The following is a 13,965-nucleotide window of genomic DNA, read 5'->3' on the forward strand; positions in this document are numbered from 1 at the left end:
CCCGAGGTACAAGCCACGCCTCCGCAGCGGCGTCAGTCTGCCGTGAATTCGAGGTTGAACCGGATTGGATTGACGGGAGTGGTGACGAACTTGACGCTTTTGCCGCTCAACCCGGCGAACGGACCCGAACCGAATTTGACGATCCCCTTGCCCGAGGACTCGACGCCAATGGGCTTGCCGTCCTTCATGACCGCCTGAGCGGAGCCTTCGATCAGTTGCGTGACGAGACGTCCACCGGGAATCCGGTGCACGCCACCACCGAATACGATGGTCGCTTTTGGGCCGTCCCATTCCACCGCATTGGAGGCGGAATAGACCGCGCCTTTCAGCAGGCCATCGACACCAACGCAGACGTAGTCCTGAGTCACCAAATTGTGGTCGGGGCGGTCGCCGATCGGCTCCTGGCTATAGAAACCGGCGGTGCTGCATTCGTAACGCGCGATCATGTCCGCGCGGGCCGGCTGGGAAACGGCGATCAAACCAAAGGTCGCGCCGATGAGCGTGATAACGGTGCGCTTGTTCATGCAGATGTCCTCGCCTCAAGCGCCCGATCTAACAGGCCGGCGTGATGCCGGGCTCCTGATGCCGAGCTTCGGGACAAGGGTGACGAGGATTGCAATTCCGCGCGTTGATCTGGGTCAACCGCAGGAGGCGCTGGCGACTGGTGAAAGCACAGGGATTGGTGGCCGCGTAGTCAGCGCTAGCCGCTTCGCCTGTGACGCTGGCGCGGCGACGGCACGCTGACCGGATAATACGGATTGAGATCGCAGGTCGCGGCGCGGCCCGCCGCCGTGGCGCGACACTGCGGCAGCGAGGTGAAGGAGCAGTCATACCACTCCCCGCCGCCGCCGCTCGAGCCGGAATAGACGTGCATGCAGACGGGATAGCGGGGATCGAAGGTTTGCGCATGCGACGGCGCGGCCGCGACCACCGCACCGATGCTTACGACCAGGCCGAACGAGAAACGCATGAGCAGTGCTCCAGCGTGCCGCATCGCGGATCGCTATTGTTGCACCTTCTTGTGACGCCGGCGCGGCGGCGGCGGAGGCTCGTCAAAAGCGTAATAGGGATTGAGGTCGCAGCTCGCGGAGCGGCCCGACGCCGTGGCGCGGCACTGCGGCAGCGAGGTGAAGGAGCAGTCGTAATAGTCGCCGCCGCCGCCCCAACCGCCGGGCGTGTAGACGTGCATGCACACCGGATAGCGCGGGTCATAGGTCTGGGCGCGCGCATCTGCCGCAGCAAACAGCATGACAATCGCGGTGAGGGTCAGGATCGGCAAACGCATGGAGACATCCTCGAATCGGTAGCGTCGGCGGATCGGATGCCGACGGCCTGATATGGCATAACACCACGCCGGAGGCGACTGTTCCGAAGTACAGATGACGGCAAGGTGAGGCGGTGCGCCGCGGCGCTATCCGCCGAGCCCCTGCAACACGAGCCGGTTCAACCTCGCCGCAAACGCCGCCGGGTCCTCCGGCAACTCGCCGTCCAGGATCTGCGCCTGCTCGAGCAGGAGCAGGCTGAGATCGTCGACGGCCTTGGAGCCGGCCTGAGCCTTGGTGATCGCCCCCACCATCGGATGGCGCAGATTGATCTCGAGGACCGGCTTGGCGCGCATGCCGCGGTTCTGCTGCGACAGGATACGCTCGAGTTCGCGGCTCGGACCCTGGCTGTCGGCAACGAGGCAGGAGGCCGAGCTGGTGAGGCGCGTGGACGCCTTGACGTCGCTGACGCGCTCGCCGAGGGCGGCCTTGATGACCGCGATGGTGGCGGCCTCGTCCGCCTCCGGCTCGTCCTTCTTCGCCTCGTCCGTCGCGTCGACGCGCGGGATCAGGTCGAGATTGAGATCGCCCTGGCTCAGCGACTTCAGCGGCTTGCCCTCGAGCTCCGTCGGCATCGAGGTCCAGAAGGCATCGACCGGATCGGACAGCAGCAGCACCTCGATGCCGCGCGCGGTCGCCGCCTCGAGCCGCGGGTTGGACTTCAGCCGTTCGATGCTGTCACCGACGAGATAATAGATCTCGGTCTGGTTCGGCTTGAAATCGGCGACAACCTGCTTCAGCGACCGCTTCTCGCCCGTCGTGGTGGTGAAGCGCGACAGCGCCAGCAGCTTTTCGCGACGCTCGAAATCCTCGTAGATGCCCTCTTTCAGCACCGCGCCGAAAGCATCCCAGATCTTCGCGAAGTTCTCCGCGTCCTTCTCGGCGAGGCCCTCGAGCTCGGACACGACACGGGTCGCCACGGCCTTGCGGATCTGCACGAGCTGCGGATTGTTCTGGAGCATCTCGCGCGAGATGTTGAGCGGAAGATCCTCGCTGTCGACGACGCCGCGGATGAAGCGCAGATAGCCCGGGAGCAGATCGGCATCATCGGTGATGAAGACGCGGCGGACATAGAGCTTGACGCGCCCCTTGCGCGAGGGCTCGAACAGGTCGAACGGCTTGGTCGACGGCGCAAACAGCAGCACGGCGTAGGAGTAGCGGCCCTCGGCGCGGTAGTGCAGCGTCATCGCAGGGTCGTCGAAGGCGGAGGCGATCTGCTGATAGGCCTTCTTGTAGTCCTCGGCTGAAAGCTCCGATTTCGATCGCTGCCACAGCGCGCTCGCCGAGTTGATCTGGCGCGGCTCGCCCTCTTCCGGCACCAGCTCGATGGGAAACAGGATGTTGTCGGAATAGGCACCGACGATGCGCTCGATCTCGTAGGTCTCGAGATATTTCTTGGCGTCGTCCTTCAGGTGCAGGACGATCTCGGTGCCGCGTGTCACGCGCGCTGCGTCTTCCTCGCTGGCCCGCGCGATCTCGAAGCCGGAGCCGCCGGAGGACGTCCAGCTCCAGACGTCGCTCTCGCCGGCGCGGCGGCTGACGACGACGATCTTGTCGGCGACCATGAAGGCGGAATAGAAGCCGACGCCGAACTGGCCGATCAGGCCGAGGCCGTCCTTGGCCTCCTTCAGCTTCGAGACGAACGCCTTGGTGCCGGAGCGGGCGATGGTGCCGAGATGGTCGATCAGCTCCTGCCGCTCCATGCCGATGCCGTTATCGGCGATCGTGAGCGTTCCGGCCGTCTTGTTCGGGATGACGCGGATCTTGAGCGCGTCGCCCTCGCCCAGCAGCGCGGGACTTTCGATCGCCTCGTAGCGGAGCTTGTCACAGGCATCCGAGGCGTTGGAGACGAGCTCGCGCAGGAAGATGTCGGTCTCCGAATAGACGGAGTGCACCATGAGGTGCAGCAGCTCGGAAACCTCGGCCTGGAAGGGATGCGTATGCACAGCTGTATCTGACGTCGTCATGCGTTTACCCGGTCAATCAAAAGGGGAAAACCGGGATATAACGCGATGGGACGGCGGATCAAGAGGACGTGAGCAGCCGTCCCTGCCCGCGGCAGAGGCAGCCTGTCCCTTGACCTGTCCCTTGGCCTGGGGCGATCAGGTCACGCAGCGGCCCGGCTGGAGCAGCTTGGCGACCTCGGTCAGGGAGCTGACCATCGGCTCGCAGGCGATGGTCGGCTTGTTGCGGCCCTGCTTCTGATTCTGGTTCTGGAGCGTCACCGGCGGCCTTGCATTGCCGGTCTCGATCACCGCGGGGACCCGCAGCAGCACCGAGGTATCGGCAAGGTCGTTCAGCCGCATCGACACGGTGCGGGTGGGAACCGCCGCCGACTTGATCCCGGCGAGCCGGTCGGCCTTGCCTGTCCGATTGACGTCATGGCCGGGCTTGTCGGCGACCGCCTGCCAGCGGTCGGCCAGATCATGGCCGGAGGCCAGTTGCACTTGCGCCGCGCCGAGCATCGCGGCAATCGCGGCGGCGCCCAAAAATACCTTTTGAATCTGTGACATGGCTGTCGACCCCTCGCCCCATGGCGATCGCGGGAACAACGCAGCCGGAGGAGCGGGGGTTCTCGGCAGTCACGATCACTTAACCGTGTGCGAAAAAGGTCGCGCCGCGAAAAATATTTCGGGAGCCTTGGAACGACTTCCGCGCCTGGGAGTCGTATCAACAGCCGGCTATTCCCCCCTGCCCCATAAGCCGGCGACGTAGGGCGCGACTGTGGTGATGCCAGTCGCGCCTTACTTTTTTTCTTATTTGGGCGAGAGAATTTTGGCACCCTCTCGGCCGCCTCTGCCCCATGGCAGAAGCTCTTTCCAAGCCGAATTTTCCTCGTCCCTGAAGTTCGCGGCGGGCAAGGGGGCCTTCAATAGGCTCGACGTATTTGCCGAATTCGGGATCAACCTTCGCCGCGGCCGGCAGCTCGAGCGGATTGCGAGCGCGAAGGCGCGGAGAAAAGAGCAGGTCGGATTTCGGAAACGCCCGCTAGATCAGCCGTAGCGGCTGAAAAATTGCGACTTGGACCCACTATCATTTTGACCCCCTGCCTCCGCGTGGGCATGATGGAAACGAGAACAGCGCGTTCGGCACTTCTCTGATCCGCCACCAGCGACAGTGGGTTGGAATATTGCCATGGAGCAGGAGCGGCCGGTTCGTCTTGAACGCAGGCTATCAGCGATAATGGCCGCTGACGTGGCGGGCTATTCGCGGCTAATGCACCATGACGAAGAAGCAACCCACTCCAAATTGACAAGTCTCCTTGCCGAAGGGGTCGCGCCTGCCATCTCCGAACACGGAGGCCGGATCGTGAAGAACACCGGCGATGGGTTCTTGGCAGAGTTTCCAAGCGCGGTCGAAGCGGTTCGCGCCGCAGTGCAGTTTCAGACTCGCATCAGGGAGCTTACCGCCGCCGATGCGGAAGAACGACGAATTGCCTTTCGCGTCGGCATCAATGTAGGCGATGTGATTGTCGAACCGCATGATGTTTTTGGTGACGGCGTCAATATCGCGGCACGGCTAGAGAGTATCGCCGACCCCGGCGGAATCTGCATTTCCTCGTCTGCCTACGATCACATCAGGGGCAAGGTCGGCATTGAGTTTGCAAATTGTGGAGAGCAGACTTTCAAAAATATTGATCTTCCGATCCAAACCTATGCCGCCCTCCTAGATGGCCTCTACCCCCAAAGACCCGTTGGCGCGAAGGTGCCCCGCTCACCGCCCCGCCTCTCCATTGTCGTGCTGCCTTTCGCCAATCTTAGCGGCGACCCCTTGCAGGATTATTTCGTCGATGGCGTGACCGAGAGCCTGACCACCGACCTGTCGCGCATCAGTGGATCGCTCGTGATCGGCCGCCACACTGCATATACCTACAAAGGCAAGCCGATCGACCTGAAGCAGATTGGCCGCGACCTTGACGTTCGCTACGTGCTCGAAGGGTCCGTACAGCGCAGCGGAGACCGCTTTCGAGTGAATGTCCAACTGGTCGACACTGAAACAGGAAGCCACCTCTGGGCGGACCGCTTTGACAAACCCCTAGCCGATCTCTTCGAGATGCAGGACGAAATTGTGTCGAGATTGGCCAACGCGCTTAATGCCCAACTCATCGCTGCGGAGGCACGGCGGGCGGAACGCTCATTGCAACCGAGCGCGTTGGACTTTTATTTCCAAGGAATGGCCCTTTGGAACAAGAGTTGGACTTCTCCTCACCTGAGGCAGGCTCGAAGCTTCTTTGAGCGGGCCTTGGGACTTGAGCCGGACAACGTTGAGGCATTGGTAGGGATCGCGCTGGTCGATGCGGCAATGGCTAGCGTTGTTTTCGCTGATGACCCTTGCCGATATTTCGCGGCGTCAGAGGCGGCTTCAATGAAAGCGCTTTCGTTAGACCCGCAACACGCTCTCGCTCACATGGCTTTAGGCGTCGTGCAAGTATGTACGCAGCGCGCGGTGAAAGGAGTTGCCGAATGCGAGCGCGCACTGGCTCTGAACCGAAATTTGGCGGAGGCTCATGCTCTCTTTGGCGTCGCAAAAATGCTTCTCGGTCACCCAGAAGAAATGGAGGGATACGTACGAGATGCATTGCGCCTGTCCCCACGTGACGACGGCGCACATCGGTGGCTGTGCTGCGTTGGCTTAGCCAAATTGTGCCTCGGAGCCGAGGCCGAGGCGATTGAGTGGTTACGGCAAAGCATAAAGGCCAACCCAAACTACCCCGTTGCCCATTTTGTATCAGCAGCGGTTCTAGCCCTCATCGGAAAGATGGATGATGCGGTGGCAGCCAAGCGAGACGGACTTGCACTGGATCCCGCTTTCACCATTCGTCGCTTGAAGAATGTTTGGCTTTCGGACGATCCTACATTCCGCGCCGGAAGCAGGCGCCTCGTAAAGGGCCTGCACATGGCTGGAGTTCCGGAATAGTTGTGATGCCAGTCGCGCCTCTCGAGCAGCCGAGGCCGCCGCGATCAGGGCGGGCCGAAAGGCCATACCAAGCAGATCAAGCTGGCATCAGCGGCGGGTGCGTATCCTGAGCCTCTACACGATCATGAAATTCGATGCGTGCAATTGGCTGATCGCGGTATCAACGAAGTCAATGGACCCTGCGTTAGGACCGCCCCCCAGCGCGAGCAGGGTCCCGCCGTGTCCATCGCTCCTGAGCGCGCTCATGATGTCGGCGACGGAGTGATAATCGCCCACACCGTTCGCTAGAGCGACGATTCCGAGCGTGTCATTGCCAAATCCGGAGATCGTATCGACCTGGCTGCTGGAATTGACGGAGACGGTCAGACCCGTGCCGTGATCGATGATGTCGACATGGGCCGGGCCATTGATGATCGCCTGATTGCCAAACCCGGCAAAGTTAAACTGGTCTGACCCGCCATTGACCGTAATGACGTCCTGGCCAATTTGGTTTGTCACATTTGCCTGGGACCCGTTGAGCACCACGTGATTGGCAGCTCCACCAAGCATGATTGTATCGTGGCCCGCGCCAGCAACGACGTTGTCCGATCCGCTGCCGGCTATGATCGTGTTCGCTCCCGAGCCGACGGTGATCCGGTTTCCCATCCCGCCGAGATTCACGGTGTTGTTGCCATCACCGAGAGTAACGCTGTTGGCGCCATCTCCACCCGCAACGACATCATTGCCATTCCCCAGCATGACCGTGTTGCCATATCCGGAGAGCGTCACCCGGTCGTTGCCGTTGCCCGCCGTCGTTTGGCTTGCACCGTCACCGGGATGGACAACGTCGTTGCCGTTACCCAGCGTGATGACGTTCCCGTATCCGCTGGCGTCGATGATGTCATTGCCATTGCCGAGCGCAATCGTCGTGGCGCCTGTCGATCCCGTCACCGTAACATTGCCGTTGCCGCCGGTGACGTGGTTGACGATCCCCTGCAGATAGACGGCGCTGTCGCCGCTCGGCACATCAACCGTACCGTATAATCCGGCGTAGATCGCGTCGCTGCCGCCATTGCCGTGGATGGTATTGAACATGCCATAGGCGTGGATGATGTCGTTGCCCGTCGTACCCTGAATGATCGCATAACCGGAGGCCGGGCCGTCGATCGTCGTGGTACCGGCTTGATGCGTGTCCGTGACAGAGGTGTTGGTGTCGCTGACGGTCAAGCCGACGCTGCTTGTGTCGCTCAGAGTGAACGTGGTCGTTACGCTGCCATCTCCGTGCGGCGAGGCTACAAACGTGAGGGCGTGCAACTCGGCGGTCAGGTTGGCAGCGCTGGTTGCCGCCAGCTCGTAGGTTCCGTTTCCAAGCGAGATCAGTCCTGACCCGGACAGGATGCCGGCCGCACCTGCGAGCGTGATGATTAGGCTGTCCGTTGCCGCTGCGTTTGGATCCGTGATCGTTACGGTCGCGAATGGATTGATAGCAGCTTGGTTGCTGGTCGCTTGTCCCGATACGGCTCCAGCGATGGCCGGCAAGGCCGCGGCTGTCAGCAGAATGCCGCCGGAGCTGTCTTTCGCGATGCCGAAACGCGTGACCGAAGTATCCGCCAGTGTAAAGGTCTCGTTGGCCGCACCGTTGCTGACCGTGAGCTTCGAGCCGGATACAGTCACCGTTGCGCCGCTCGTATAGGACAGCCCGGACAGGTCGATCTGGTCACCGAGCGCAATGCCCTTGATCTGGCTTGCAAAGGCCGATGAGCCCGAAACCAGCTTCTGCTCGATCTTGAGCGTGCCTTGGCCGGAGAAGGTGATCGCGTCATCGGAAATCGCGCCGGCCTTGAGATCAAGCATGCCGCCGTCGATCGTGGTCGCGCCGGCAATGCCACCGGCTTCGACGCGTTCTGTGGCTCCACGAAGAACCGTCGAAGCGTTCGCGGTGCCCTGATCGAGCACATCAAGCGTGCCGCCGTTCAGGATAGTGGAGGTGACGATGCCGCCGTCCGAGACGGAGAGGCTTCCTGAGTTGAGGACTGTCCCGCTCGCCGCGCTGGCGTCGACCGCGGGCGCGCTCGGGTCGTTCGTAGGGTCTGCAACGGATCCCGAAACCGTCATCACACCACCATTGATGATGGCTTTCTTGGCGATCCCCGCCCCGAACAGGTGCAATTGGCCGCCGCTGCCGACAACGGCAAAATCGACTTCGCTTCTGAAGACGATGCCGTACGGGCCTCCGGGAGGATAATAGATCGTCTCTCCCGAAGCGCTGATGACACCGCCCGAGTTTACGATGGTGCCGCTGGCAAAGCCCCCATTGGTGAGATTCTGGACACCCCCGCCATTGACGGTGGTTGACGTCACGATGCCGGTATCGACGTCCTGCTCGGCGCCATAGTTGACAGTGGTGTGATCGGCCCGCCCTGGACCCGGCGCATCGTGCAGGTAAATGCCGGCGACACGTTGAATACCGCCCGTGTTGATCGTGGTGTAGCTCGCGGTGGATGCAAGCCCGACATCCTGCTCGCCGCCATTGATGACCGTGTTGCTGGCGGTGGCCCCTAAGTCGTAGTTGCCCAGGATCTGCTTACCGCCCGCTGATATCGTCGTGTTCGTGGCCGTACCGAACACCTTGAACAAGATGCCGTCCGATACGGTGAAGCCGTTTTCCGTGTAGCCATAGTCGGCAACAAACGTTGCGCCACTCTGGAAGGTCGTGTTGGACAGCGTCGCGCCAGCTTCAGCGATGAGCGTTGCGCCCGCGGAAATGACGCTGTTACTGAGCACGCCACCGTCCAGGACGGCCAGCGTCACGCTCTTCGGGACAGTGAATCCGTTTTCAATCGTGCCGTTGCCGATCTGCAATGTGCTGCCGGCGTTGAAGACCGTGCCCGAAAAATCGGCGTTACCAAGCACGACAAGCCCGCCGTACTGATTGACGGTCGTGTTGATCGCCGTCGCGCCCGCGGACAGCACCATCGTTCCGTAATTGATCGTCGTGCCCGTTGCCGTGCCACCTGCATCGACATTCAGCGTGCCGAAGTTCTGGAGTATCGTGCCCGACACCAACGCTCCGTCCGACACCGTTAGTGTTCCAAAACCTTCAACGATGGTGCCGGTCGCCATGCTGGCGTCGACGGCCGGCTGGCCGGGGACATTGGCGAACGGATCCGGGATCGATCCCGAGACAGTCATGACGCCGCCGTTGACGATGGCGTTCACTGCGGTCCCGCCGCCAGTGACGTCGAGCTCGCCCTGGTAGTTGATGGTTGCAGCGGTCGCCACGCTTCGGATCACCGGCTCCGGGTACACGGGCGCCGTTTCCACAGTTTCACCCGAAACCCTGAGAACACCGCCAGAATTGACGATGGTGCCGCTGGCGCTGCCGCCATTCGTCACGTTCTGAACGCCACCGGAATTGACGGTCGTCGTCGTTGCGATGCCCGTGTCGACTTCCTGCTCGCCGCCGCCATTGATCGTGGTGTGATCGACCTCGCCCGGGGTTGGACCTTCATGGATATATTCGCCCGTGACACGCTGGACGCCGCCCGCGTTGATGGTCGTGTAGCTGGCGACGCCGTCAAAGACGACGTCCTGTTCTCCGCCGTTGATGACAGTGTGGGTTGCCGTGCTCGTTGCGAAGGATCCGCCGACCGTCTGCAAGGCGCCGGCCAGGATCGTCGTGCTATCGACGGAGATGCCGCCACTGACATCCATCGTGTCGCCGTCATGGAGCGTCATGCCACTGGCGGGAGGAATAACCGTCATATGAATGCTCCGCGTTCGGTGCCTGGAAAATCAAACGGGCAAAGCAAAATCATGCGACGACCATTCAACCTAAAACTGCGCTAGCTGAGAATGCCTGTCAAGCAGACCCTATTTTTCAATGAAGATTTTGAACGGCGTCTTGCGCGTTTTCTGCTGACAATGCCGTGACGTGTGCGCGCGAGTATTGCCGGATGAATTTATCAGCAGCGTGACGAAAATTACGGCGACCACGCGCATTCAAGATTTGCGCGAGGCATCCGCGTGAGAAGCCGATCATAGCGCATCGAAAGTTCCGTTATCGTTCCGCGCTACGCTGGCCACTCTCGGAGCCTCTACGCAACGGCAACAGGCTATCATCGCGATGCGTGGCGGCATCTGCCGCAATGTTTCCCTCGCACCGGCTCTCGGCAACCCAAGCTTCTTGGAGAGCTCATCGGCAAGGATGCGCAACAAGATATCGACGGGAGCCGCCCGGCACAAAGCCAGTCGCGCTTGCTCTGGTCCGGGGCTTACTTCGCCTTCCCCGCCAGCCACTCCCGCCCCTCGCCGTAGAGCTTCTCGACCTCGGCACCGGTGAGGCCCGGCATGTCGCGCTTCACCTTGTAGCCGATCAGCTCCTGCATGTAGGCGAGATGGCGGTAGCCTTCGGGCAGCGCGGCGAGCGCTTGCTGGTCGAGGCGGAGCGTCGCGGCGGGATCGACCGGGTCGATCCGGTCCTTCTCGTAGATCGGCTGGCGTCGGACGATGCCCCATTTTCCCTGCCGCTTCTCCAGGAAATCGTAGAAGCGTCCGGTGCAGACGACGTCGCAGAGCACGTCGTGCACGCCCGCGCGCTGCGAGATCGTCATCTTCGTCTGCGCAATGGCGCGCTCGCCGGACAAATCGATGCTGGTGCCGCCGAGGAAATGCAGGATGCGCACGCCCTTTGCGAACCCCTCCTGGCTGACGCGCATGAAGTCCCGCGCCGGCCCCTGAAACCAGGTGGCGGACATCCAGCCCTCCTCGTGCCAGACCGTGGCAAAGCGCTCCCAGTCGCCGGCATCGCGCCAGACCGCCCAGTTTTCGACGAGGTCGCGGATGGCGAGACGATCGAGGAGGTGCGGGTCCATGGTACGTCTCTCCGGGCGGCTTGAGGCTGCGATGGATGTCATCGGCCCGACGTATCAACGGGGCAATTGGGTTGCCGTCAAGCGCCCGATGCTTCACCGCCGTTCGAATTGCCCACAGCGAGAGAAACGCGATACGAGCAACGAGTCTTGCAATCAACCTGGCCGCGACTAATATCCGCACCGATGCAGATGAAATTCCCTTTGTTAGCCGCGTTTCTCGGATTACTCGCGGTTTCCCCCACACACGCGCAAACAGATTTGCAGACCGAACGCGCGACGGCCTGGAAGGCAAGACTGTCGGCGCACATAGCCGGCTACCGTCAATTTCCGGCTGAAGCACTGGGCCAAACCGGCGAGGCCAGGGTCACATTCGTCATCGACCGGTCCGGCAGGTTGATCTCACAGGCTCTGGCCGTGAGCACCGGCTCTCGGCCACTCGACGTTGCCGCGCTGCAGATCGTCGCTCGTGCCCAACCGTTTCCGGCGCCGCCTTCGGAGCTCAAGGATGAGTCACTCACGTTAACAGTGCCGATTGTCTTCAATGGCCGTCAATTCCAGCTGCAACCTTCCGGGCTAGTGCTGAGCAGGCCCGGTCCTGTGCTCACGGAGGAGGATGCCATGGCCGCCTGGCGGAAGGTGGCCACCGAACATGTCTGGCGTCACAGGGTGTTTCCTTCGGAGGCGATGGGTCAGATAGGCAATGCTGGCGTCACATTCGTGATCGACCGCTCGGGCAAATTGATCTCGCACGCTTTGGTGGAAAGCACAGGCTCCCCGCCCCTGGATGCAGCAGCTCTCAAAATGGTGGAGCGAAGCGAACCATTTCCGAAGCCGCCTCCCGAGGCCAAGGACGACCTCCAGCGGATTACCATCTTCATGACTCTCGACGGCGTGCAACGCTTGGTCGAGCCCGGGCCGTGGGCGGACGAGGCCAAATTGAAGGCCAAGATCAACAGCGTCTGCCGAGGTTGTTGAACAGGGTATCGGCAAACAAAAAACGGCGCGCCTTGCGACGCGCCGTCTTCTTGTTCGATACAGGTCTTCTTACGCCGCCGGCGCCTTGGGCGTGCGGTTGCGCGAGTTGCGCTGGAAGAACAGCGCCTGGCTTGCCACCGCCGACACCATCGCCGGCTGGAACGGCTTCGAGATCAGGAACGCGGGCTCCGGGCGCTCGCCGGTGAGGAAGCGCTCCGGGTAGGCGGTGATGAACACCACCGGCACCTCGAAGGTGCGCAGCAATTCGTTGACCGCGTCGAGCCCCGACGAGCCGTCAGCGAGCTGGATGTCGGCGAGGATCAGGCCGGGCCGCCTGTTCTTGGCCAGCGCCACGGCATCGGCATGCGTGCGCGCGACGCCGACGACGTTGTGGCCGAGATTCTTCACCAGGCTCTCGAGGTCCATGGCGATGAAGGTCTCGTCCTCGATGATCAGCACGTCGGTGGCGATCTCCGCCGCCATCTCGCGCCCCGCTGCGTCCGCAAGCCGCCGCGTCTCGGCGACATCGGTGCTGAGGATGAAGGCGACCTCCTCTTCCGAAAATCCCTCGAGCGAAAGCAGCAGGAAGGCCTGCCGCGGCAGCGGCGTGATGTTCGACAGCCGCCGCTCCGGCGGCATCGGCAGGGTGGTCACCTCGGAGTCGTCGTTGACGGAGACGGAATTCCAGATCTGGGTGAACAGCCGGAACAGGCCCGCGCGCGGGCCATGGCTTTCGTCGAGCACGGCGGGATCACCGAGCATGGCTTCCAACATGGCTGCGACATAGGCGTCGCCGGAAGCCTGGCTGCCCGTCAGGGCGCGTGCATACCGGCGCAACAACGGCAAGTGTTCAGCGACAAGCTGTGAACGGGACATCCCCACTCCATTCATCTTCGGACCGACCTTAGAGAAGACTTTAGAGACATCACGAGGGGAGGCCCGGGTTCCCCTGCTGGGGCTGACTACGCCTCAGGGCAAGAAAAGTTCCGCAGCCGGCGGAACTTTTTCTCGAACCTGGAATTGTGCCTATCCAGGGAACGGCTCCCGGTTGAGGAAACATCTCGAATTTACAGTCACTTAACTCGGGGAAACGTGGAACAGGTCATGAAAGATCTCAAGTCTCAAGCCAGCAAAAGCACGACCCCCGGCAAGGGAGGGCTCACTCCGGAGATCCAATCCCGGATCGGGCATCAGCTCCGCGCCATGTACGACGACGTCGTACGGCAGGGGGTTCCAGATCGGTTCGCAGAACTGATCAAGAAGCTTGATGCGCCGGGAGCGACATCCCAAGTGGGAAATGAGGGCGGATCCAACGACAACAACAATGGGAGGGATTAATGCCTCTCACGGACTCCCTGCGTAACGACATCCTCGCGGCCGTGCCAAGTCTGCGCGCGTTCGCGATCTCGCTCAGCGGCAACGCCGACCGCGCCGACGATCTGGTGCAGGAAACGCTGTTGCGCGCGCTTGCCAACATCGACTCGTTCCAGCCCGGCTCCAATCTGCCGGCCTGGCTGTTCACGATCCTGCGCAATCTGTTCCGCTCCGACTATCGCAAGCGGCGGCGCGAGGTCGAAGACGCCGAGGGCAATTATGCGAAGACGCTGAAGACGCAGCCCTCGCAGAACGCGCATCTCGAGTTCGAGGAGTTTCGCACCGCGCTCGAGAAGCTTCCGCAGGACCAGCGCGAAGCGCTGATCCTGGTTGGCGCCTCCGGCTTCTCCTATGAGGACGCGGCCTCGATCTGCGGCTGCGCGGTCGGCACGATCAAGAGCCGGGTCAACCGTGCACGTTCGAAGCTCGCCGCGCTGCTCTATGTCGACGGCGCCGAGGATTTCGGGCCCGACGAGACCGTGCGCGCCGTGATCGGCGGCAGCGGCGGATAGCGGCCGGCGTCA

The 13,965-nt window shown here is 62.1% G+C and carries 12 protein-coding genes; 4 read left to right on the top strand and 8 right to left on the bottom strand.

From position 1 onward, the window contains the following. Positions 1 to 32: 32 nt before the first annotated feature. From ACE10W_RS36590 to ACE10W_RS36610, 5 genes are all read right to left on the bottom strand, one after another. Entirely contained in the window at positions 33 to 524 is a 492-nt protein-coding gene (locus ACE10W_RS36590) for a hypothetical protein (protein WP_011090511.1), read from the bottom strand. Between the two features lie 176 nt (positions 525 to 700). Further along, the gene (locus tag ACE10W_RS36595; RefSeq protein ID WP_038966154.1) at positions 701 to 970 is read right to left on the bottom strand and encodes a DUF3551 domain-containing protein; all 270 of its coding nucleotides are present in this window, start codon (positions 968 to 970) and stop codon (positions 701 to 703) included. A gap of 33 nt (positions 971 to 1,003) precedes the next feature. Then, positions 1,004 to 1,285 carry a DUF3551 domain-containing protein gene (locus ACE10W_RS36600; RefSeq protein WP_304548802.1) on the bottom strand — a complete coding sequence of 94 codons (282 nt, stop codon included), beginning with the start codon at positions 1,283 to 1,285 and terminating at the stop codon, positions 1,004 to 1,006. Positions 1,286 to 1,411: 126 nt separating this feature from the next. Beyond that, positions 1,412 to 3,289 carry a molecular chaperone HtpG gene (gene htpG, locus ACE10W_RS36605; protein ID WP_304548804.1) on the bottom strand — a complete coding sequence of 626 codons (1,878 nt, stop codon included), beginning with the start codon at positions 3,287 to 3,289 and terminating at the stop codon, positions 1,412 to 1,414. 135 nt (positions 3,290 to 3,424) lie between these two features. Next, positions 3,425 to 3,835, bottom strand: a complete 411-nt coding sequence (locus ACE10W_RS36610) for a hypothetical protein (RefSeq protein WP_304548806.1) — start codon at positions 3,833 to 3,835, stop codon at positions 3,425 to 3,427. A gap of 622 nt (positions 3,836 to 4,457) precedes the next feature. Between ACE10W_RS36610 and ACE10W_RS36615 the strand changes: the two genes are divergently transcribed. Next, positions 4,458 to 6,239 (top strand): adenylate/guanylate cyclase domain-containing protein, encoded by a 1,782-nt coding sequence (locus ACE10W_RS36615; RefSeq protein WP_304548808.1) that lies wholly within the window; start codon positions 4,458 to 4,460, stop codon positions 6,237 to 6,239. 114 nt (positions 6,240 to 6,353) lie between these two features. Here the strand turns inward: ACE10W_RS36615 and ACE10W_RS36620 are convergent, their stop codons facing one another. Next, positions 6,354 to 9,983, bottom strand: coding sequence for a hypothetical protein (locus ACE10W_RS36620; RefSeq protein ID WP_304548810.1), 3,630 nt, complete (start codon positions 9,981 to 9,983; stop codon positions 6,354 to 6,356). Between the two features lie 509 nt (positions 9,984 to 10,492). Next, a complete protein-coding gene (locus ACE10W_RS36625) occupies positions 10,493 to 11,092 on the bottom strand; it encodes a nuclear transport factor 2 family protein (RefSeq protein ID WP_038966152.1) in 600 nt (199 codons plus the stop codon). Between the two features lie 183 nt (positions 11,093 to 11,275). On the opposite strand from ACE10W_RS36625, the gene ACE10W_RS36630 reads away from it, so the two are divergent. Continuing rightward, complete coding sequence (locus tag ACE10W_RS36630; RefSeq protein WP_028173822.1) at positions 11,276 to 12,067, top strand: energy transducer TonB; 792 nt, start codon at positions 11,276 to 11,278, stop codon at positions 12,065 to 12,067. Between the two features lie 69 nt (positions 12,068 to 12,136). Here the strand turns inward: ACE10W_RS36630 and ACE10W_RS36635 are convergent, their stop codons facing one another. Then, entirely contained in the window at positions 12,137 to 12,943 is an 807-nt protein-coding gene (locus ACE10W_RS36635; RefSeq protein ID WP_038966151.1) for a response regulator, read from the bottom strand. Positions 12,944 to 13,171: 228 nt separating this feature from the next. On the opposite strand from ACE10W_RS36635, the gene ACE10W_RS36640 reads away from it, so the two are divergent. After that, positions 13,172 to 13,405, top strand: coding sequence for a NepR family anti-sigma factor (locus tag ACE10W_RS36640; protein WP_028173820.1), 234 nt, complete (start codon positions 13,172 to 13,174; stop codon positions 13,403 to 13,405). After that, the gene (locus tag ACE10W_RS36645; RefSeq protein WP_011090521.1) at positions 13,405 to 13,953 is read left to right on the top strand and encodes a sigma-70 family RNA polymerase sigma factor; all 549 of its coding nucleotides are present in this window, start codon (positions 13,405 to 13,407) and stop codon (positions 13,951 to 13,953) included. The genes ACE10W_RS36640 and ACE10W_RS36645 overlap by 1 nt, the downstream gene beginning before the upstream one ends. The last annotated feature ends 12 nt before the right edge of the window (positions 13,954 to 13,965 follow it).

It is taken from the genome of Bradyrhizobium sp. B025 (assembly GCF_042257955.1).
Taxonomy (GTDB): Bacteria; Pseudomonadota; Alphaproteobacteria; order Rhizobiales; family Xanthobacteraceae; genus Bradyrhizobium; species Bradyrhizobium diazoefficiens.

Bases quoted from the DNA above. Each gene is read 5' to 3' on its own strand.
- ACE10W_RS36590 (WP_011090511.1), bottom strand. From the start codon at position 524: ATGAACAAGCGCACCGTTATCACGCTCATCGGCGCGACCTTTGGTTTG.
- ACE10W_RS36595 (WP_038966154.1), bottom strand. From the start codon at position 970: ATGCGTTTCTCGTTCGGCCTGGTCGTAAGCATCGGTGCGGTGGTCGCG.
- ACE10W_RS36600 (WP_304548802.1), bottom strand. From the start codon at position 1,285: ATGCGTTTGCCGATCCTGACCCTCACCGCGATTGTCATGCTGTTTGCT.
- htpG (WP_304548804.1), bottom strand. From the start codon at position 3,289: ATGACGACGTCAGATACAGCTGTGCATACGCATCCCTTCCAGGCCGAG.
- ACE10W_RS36610 (WP_304548806.1), bottom strand. From the start codon at position 3,835: ATGTCACAGATTCAAAAGGTATTTTTGGGCGCCGCCGCGATTGCCGCG.
- ACE10W_RS36615 (WP_304548808.1), top strand. From the start codon at position 4,458: ATGGAGCAGGAGCGGCCGGTTCGTCTTGAACGCAGGCTATCAGCGATA.
- ACE10W_RS36620 (WP_304548810.1), bottom strand. From the start codon at position 9,983: ATGACGGTTATTCCTCCCGCCAGTGGCATGACGCTCCATGACGGCGAC.
- ACE10W_RS36625 (WP_038966152.1), bottom strand. From the start codon at position 11,092: ATGGACCCGCACCTCCTCGATCGTCTCGCCATCCGCGACCTCGTCGAA.
- ACE10W_RS36630 (WP_028173822.1), top strand. From the start codon at position 11,276: ATGCAGATGAAATTCCCTTTGTTAGCCGCGTTTCTCGGATTACTCGCG.
- ACE10W_RS36635 (WP_038966151.1), bottom strand. From the start codon at position 12,943: ATGTCCCGTTCACAGCTTGTCGCTGAACACTTGCCGTTGTTGCGCCGG.
- ACE10W_RS36640 (WP_028173820.1), top strand. From the start codon at position 13,172: ATGAAAGATCTCAAGTCTCAAGCCAGCAAAAGCACGACCCCCGGCAAG.
- ACE10W_RS36645 (WP_011090521.1), top strand. From the start codon at position 13,405: ATGCCTCTCACGGACTCCCTGCGTAACGACATCCTCGCGGCCGTGCCA.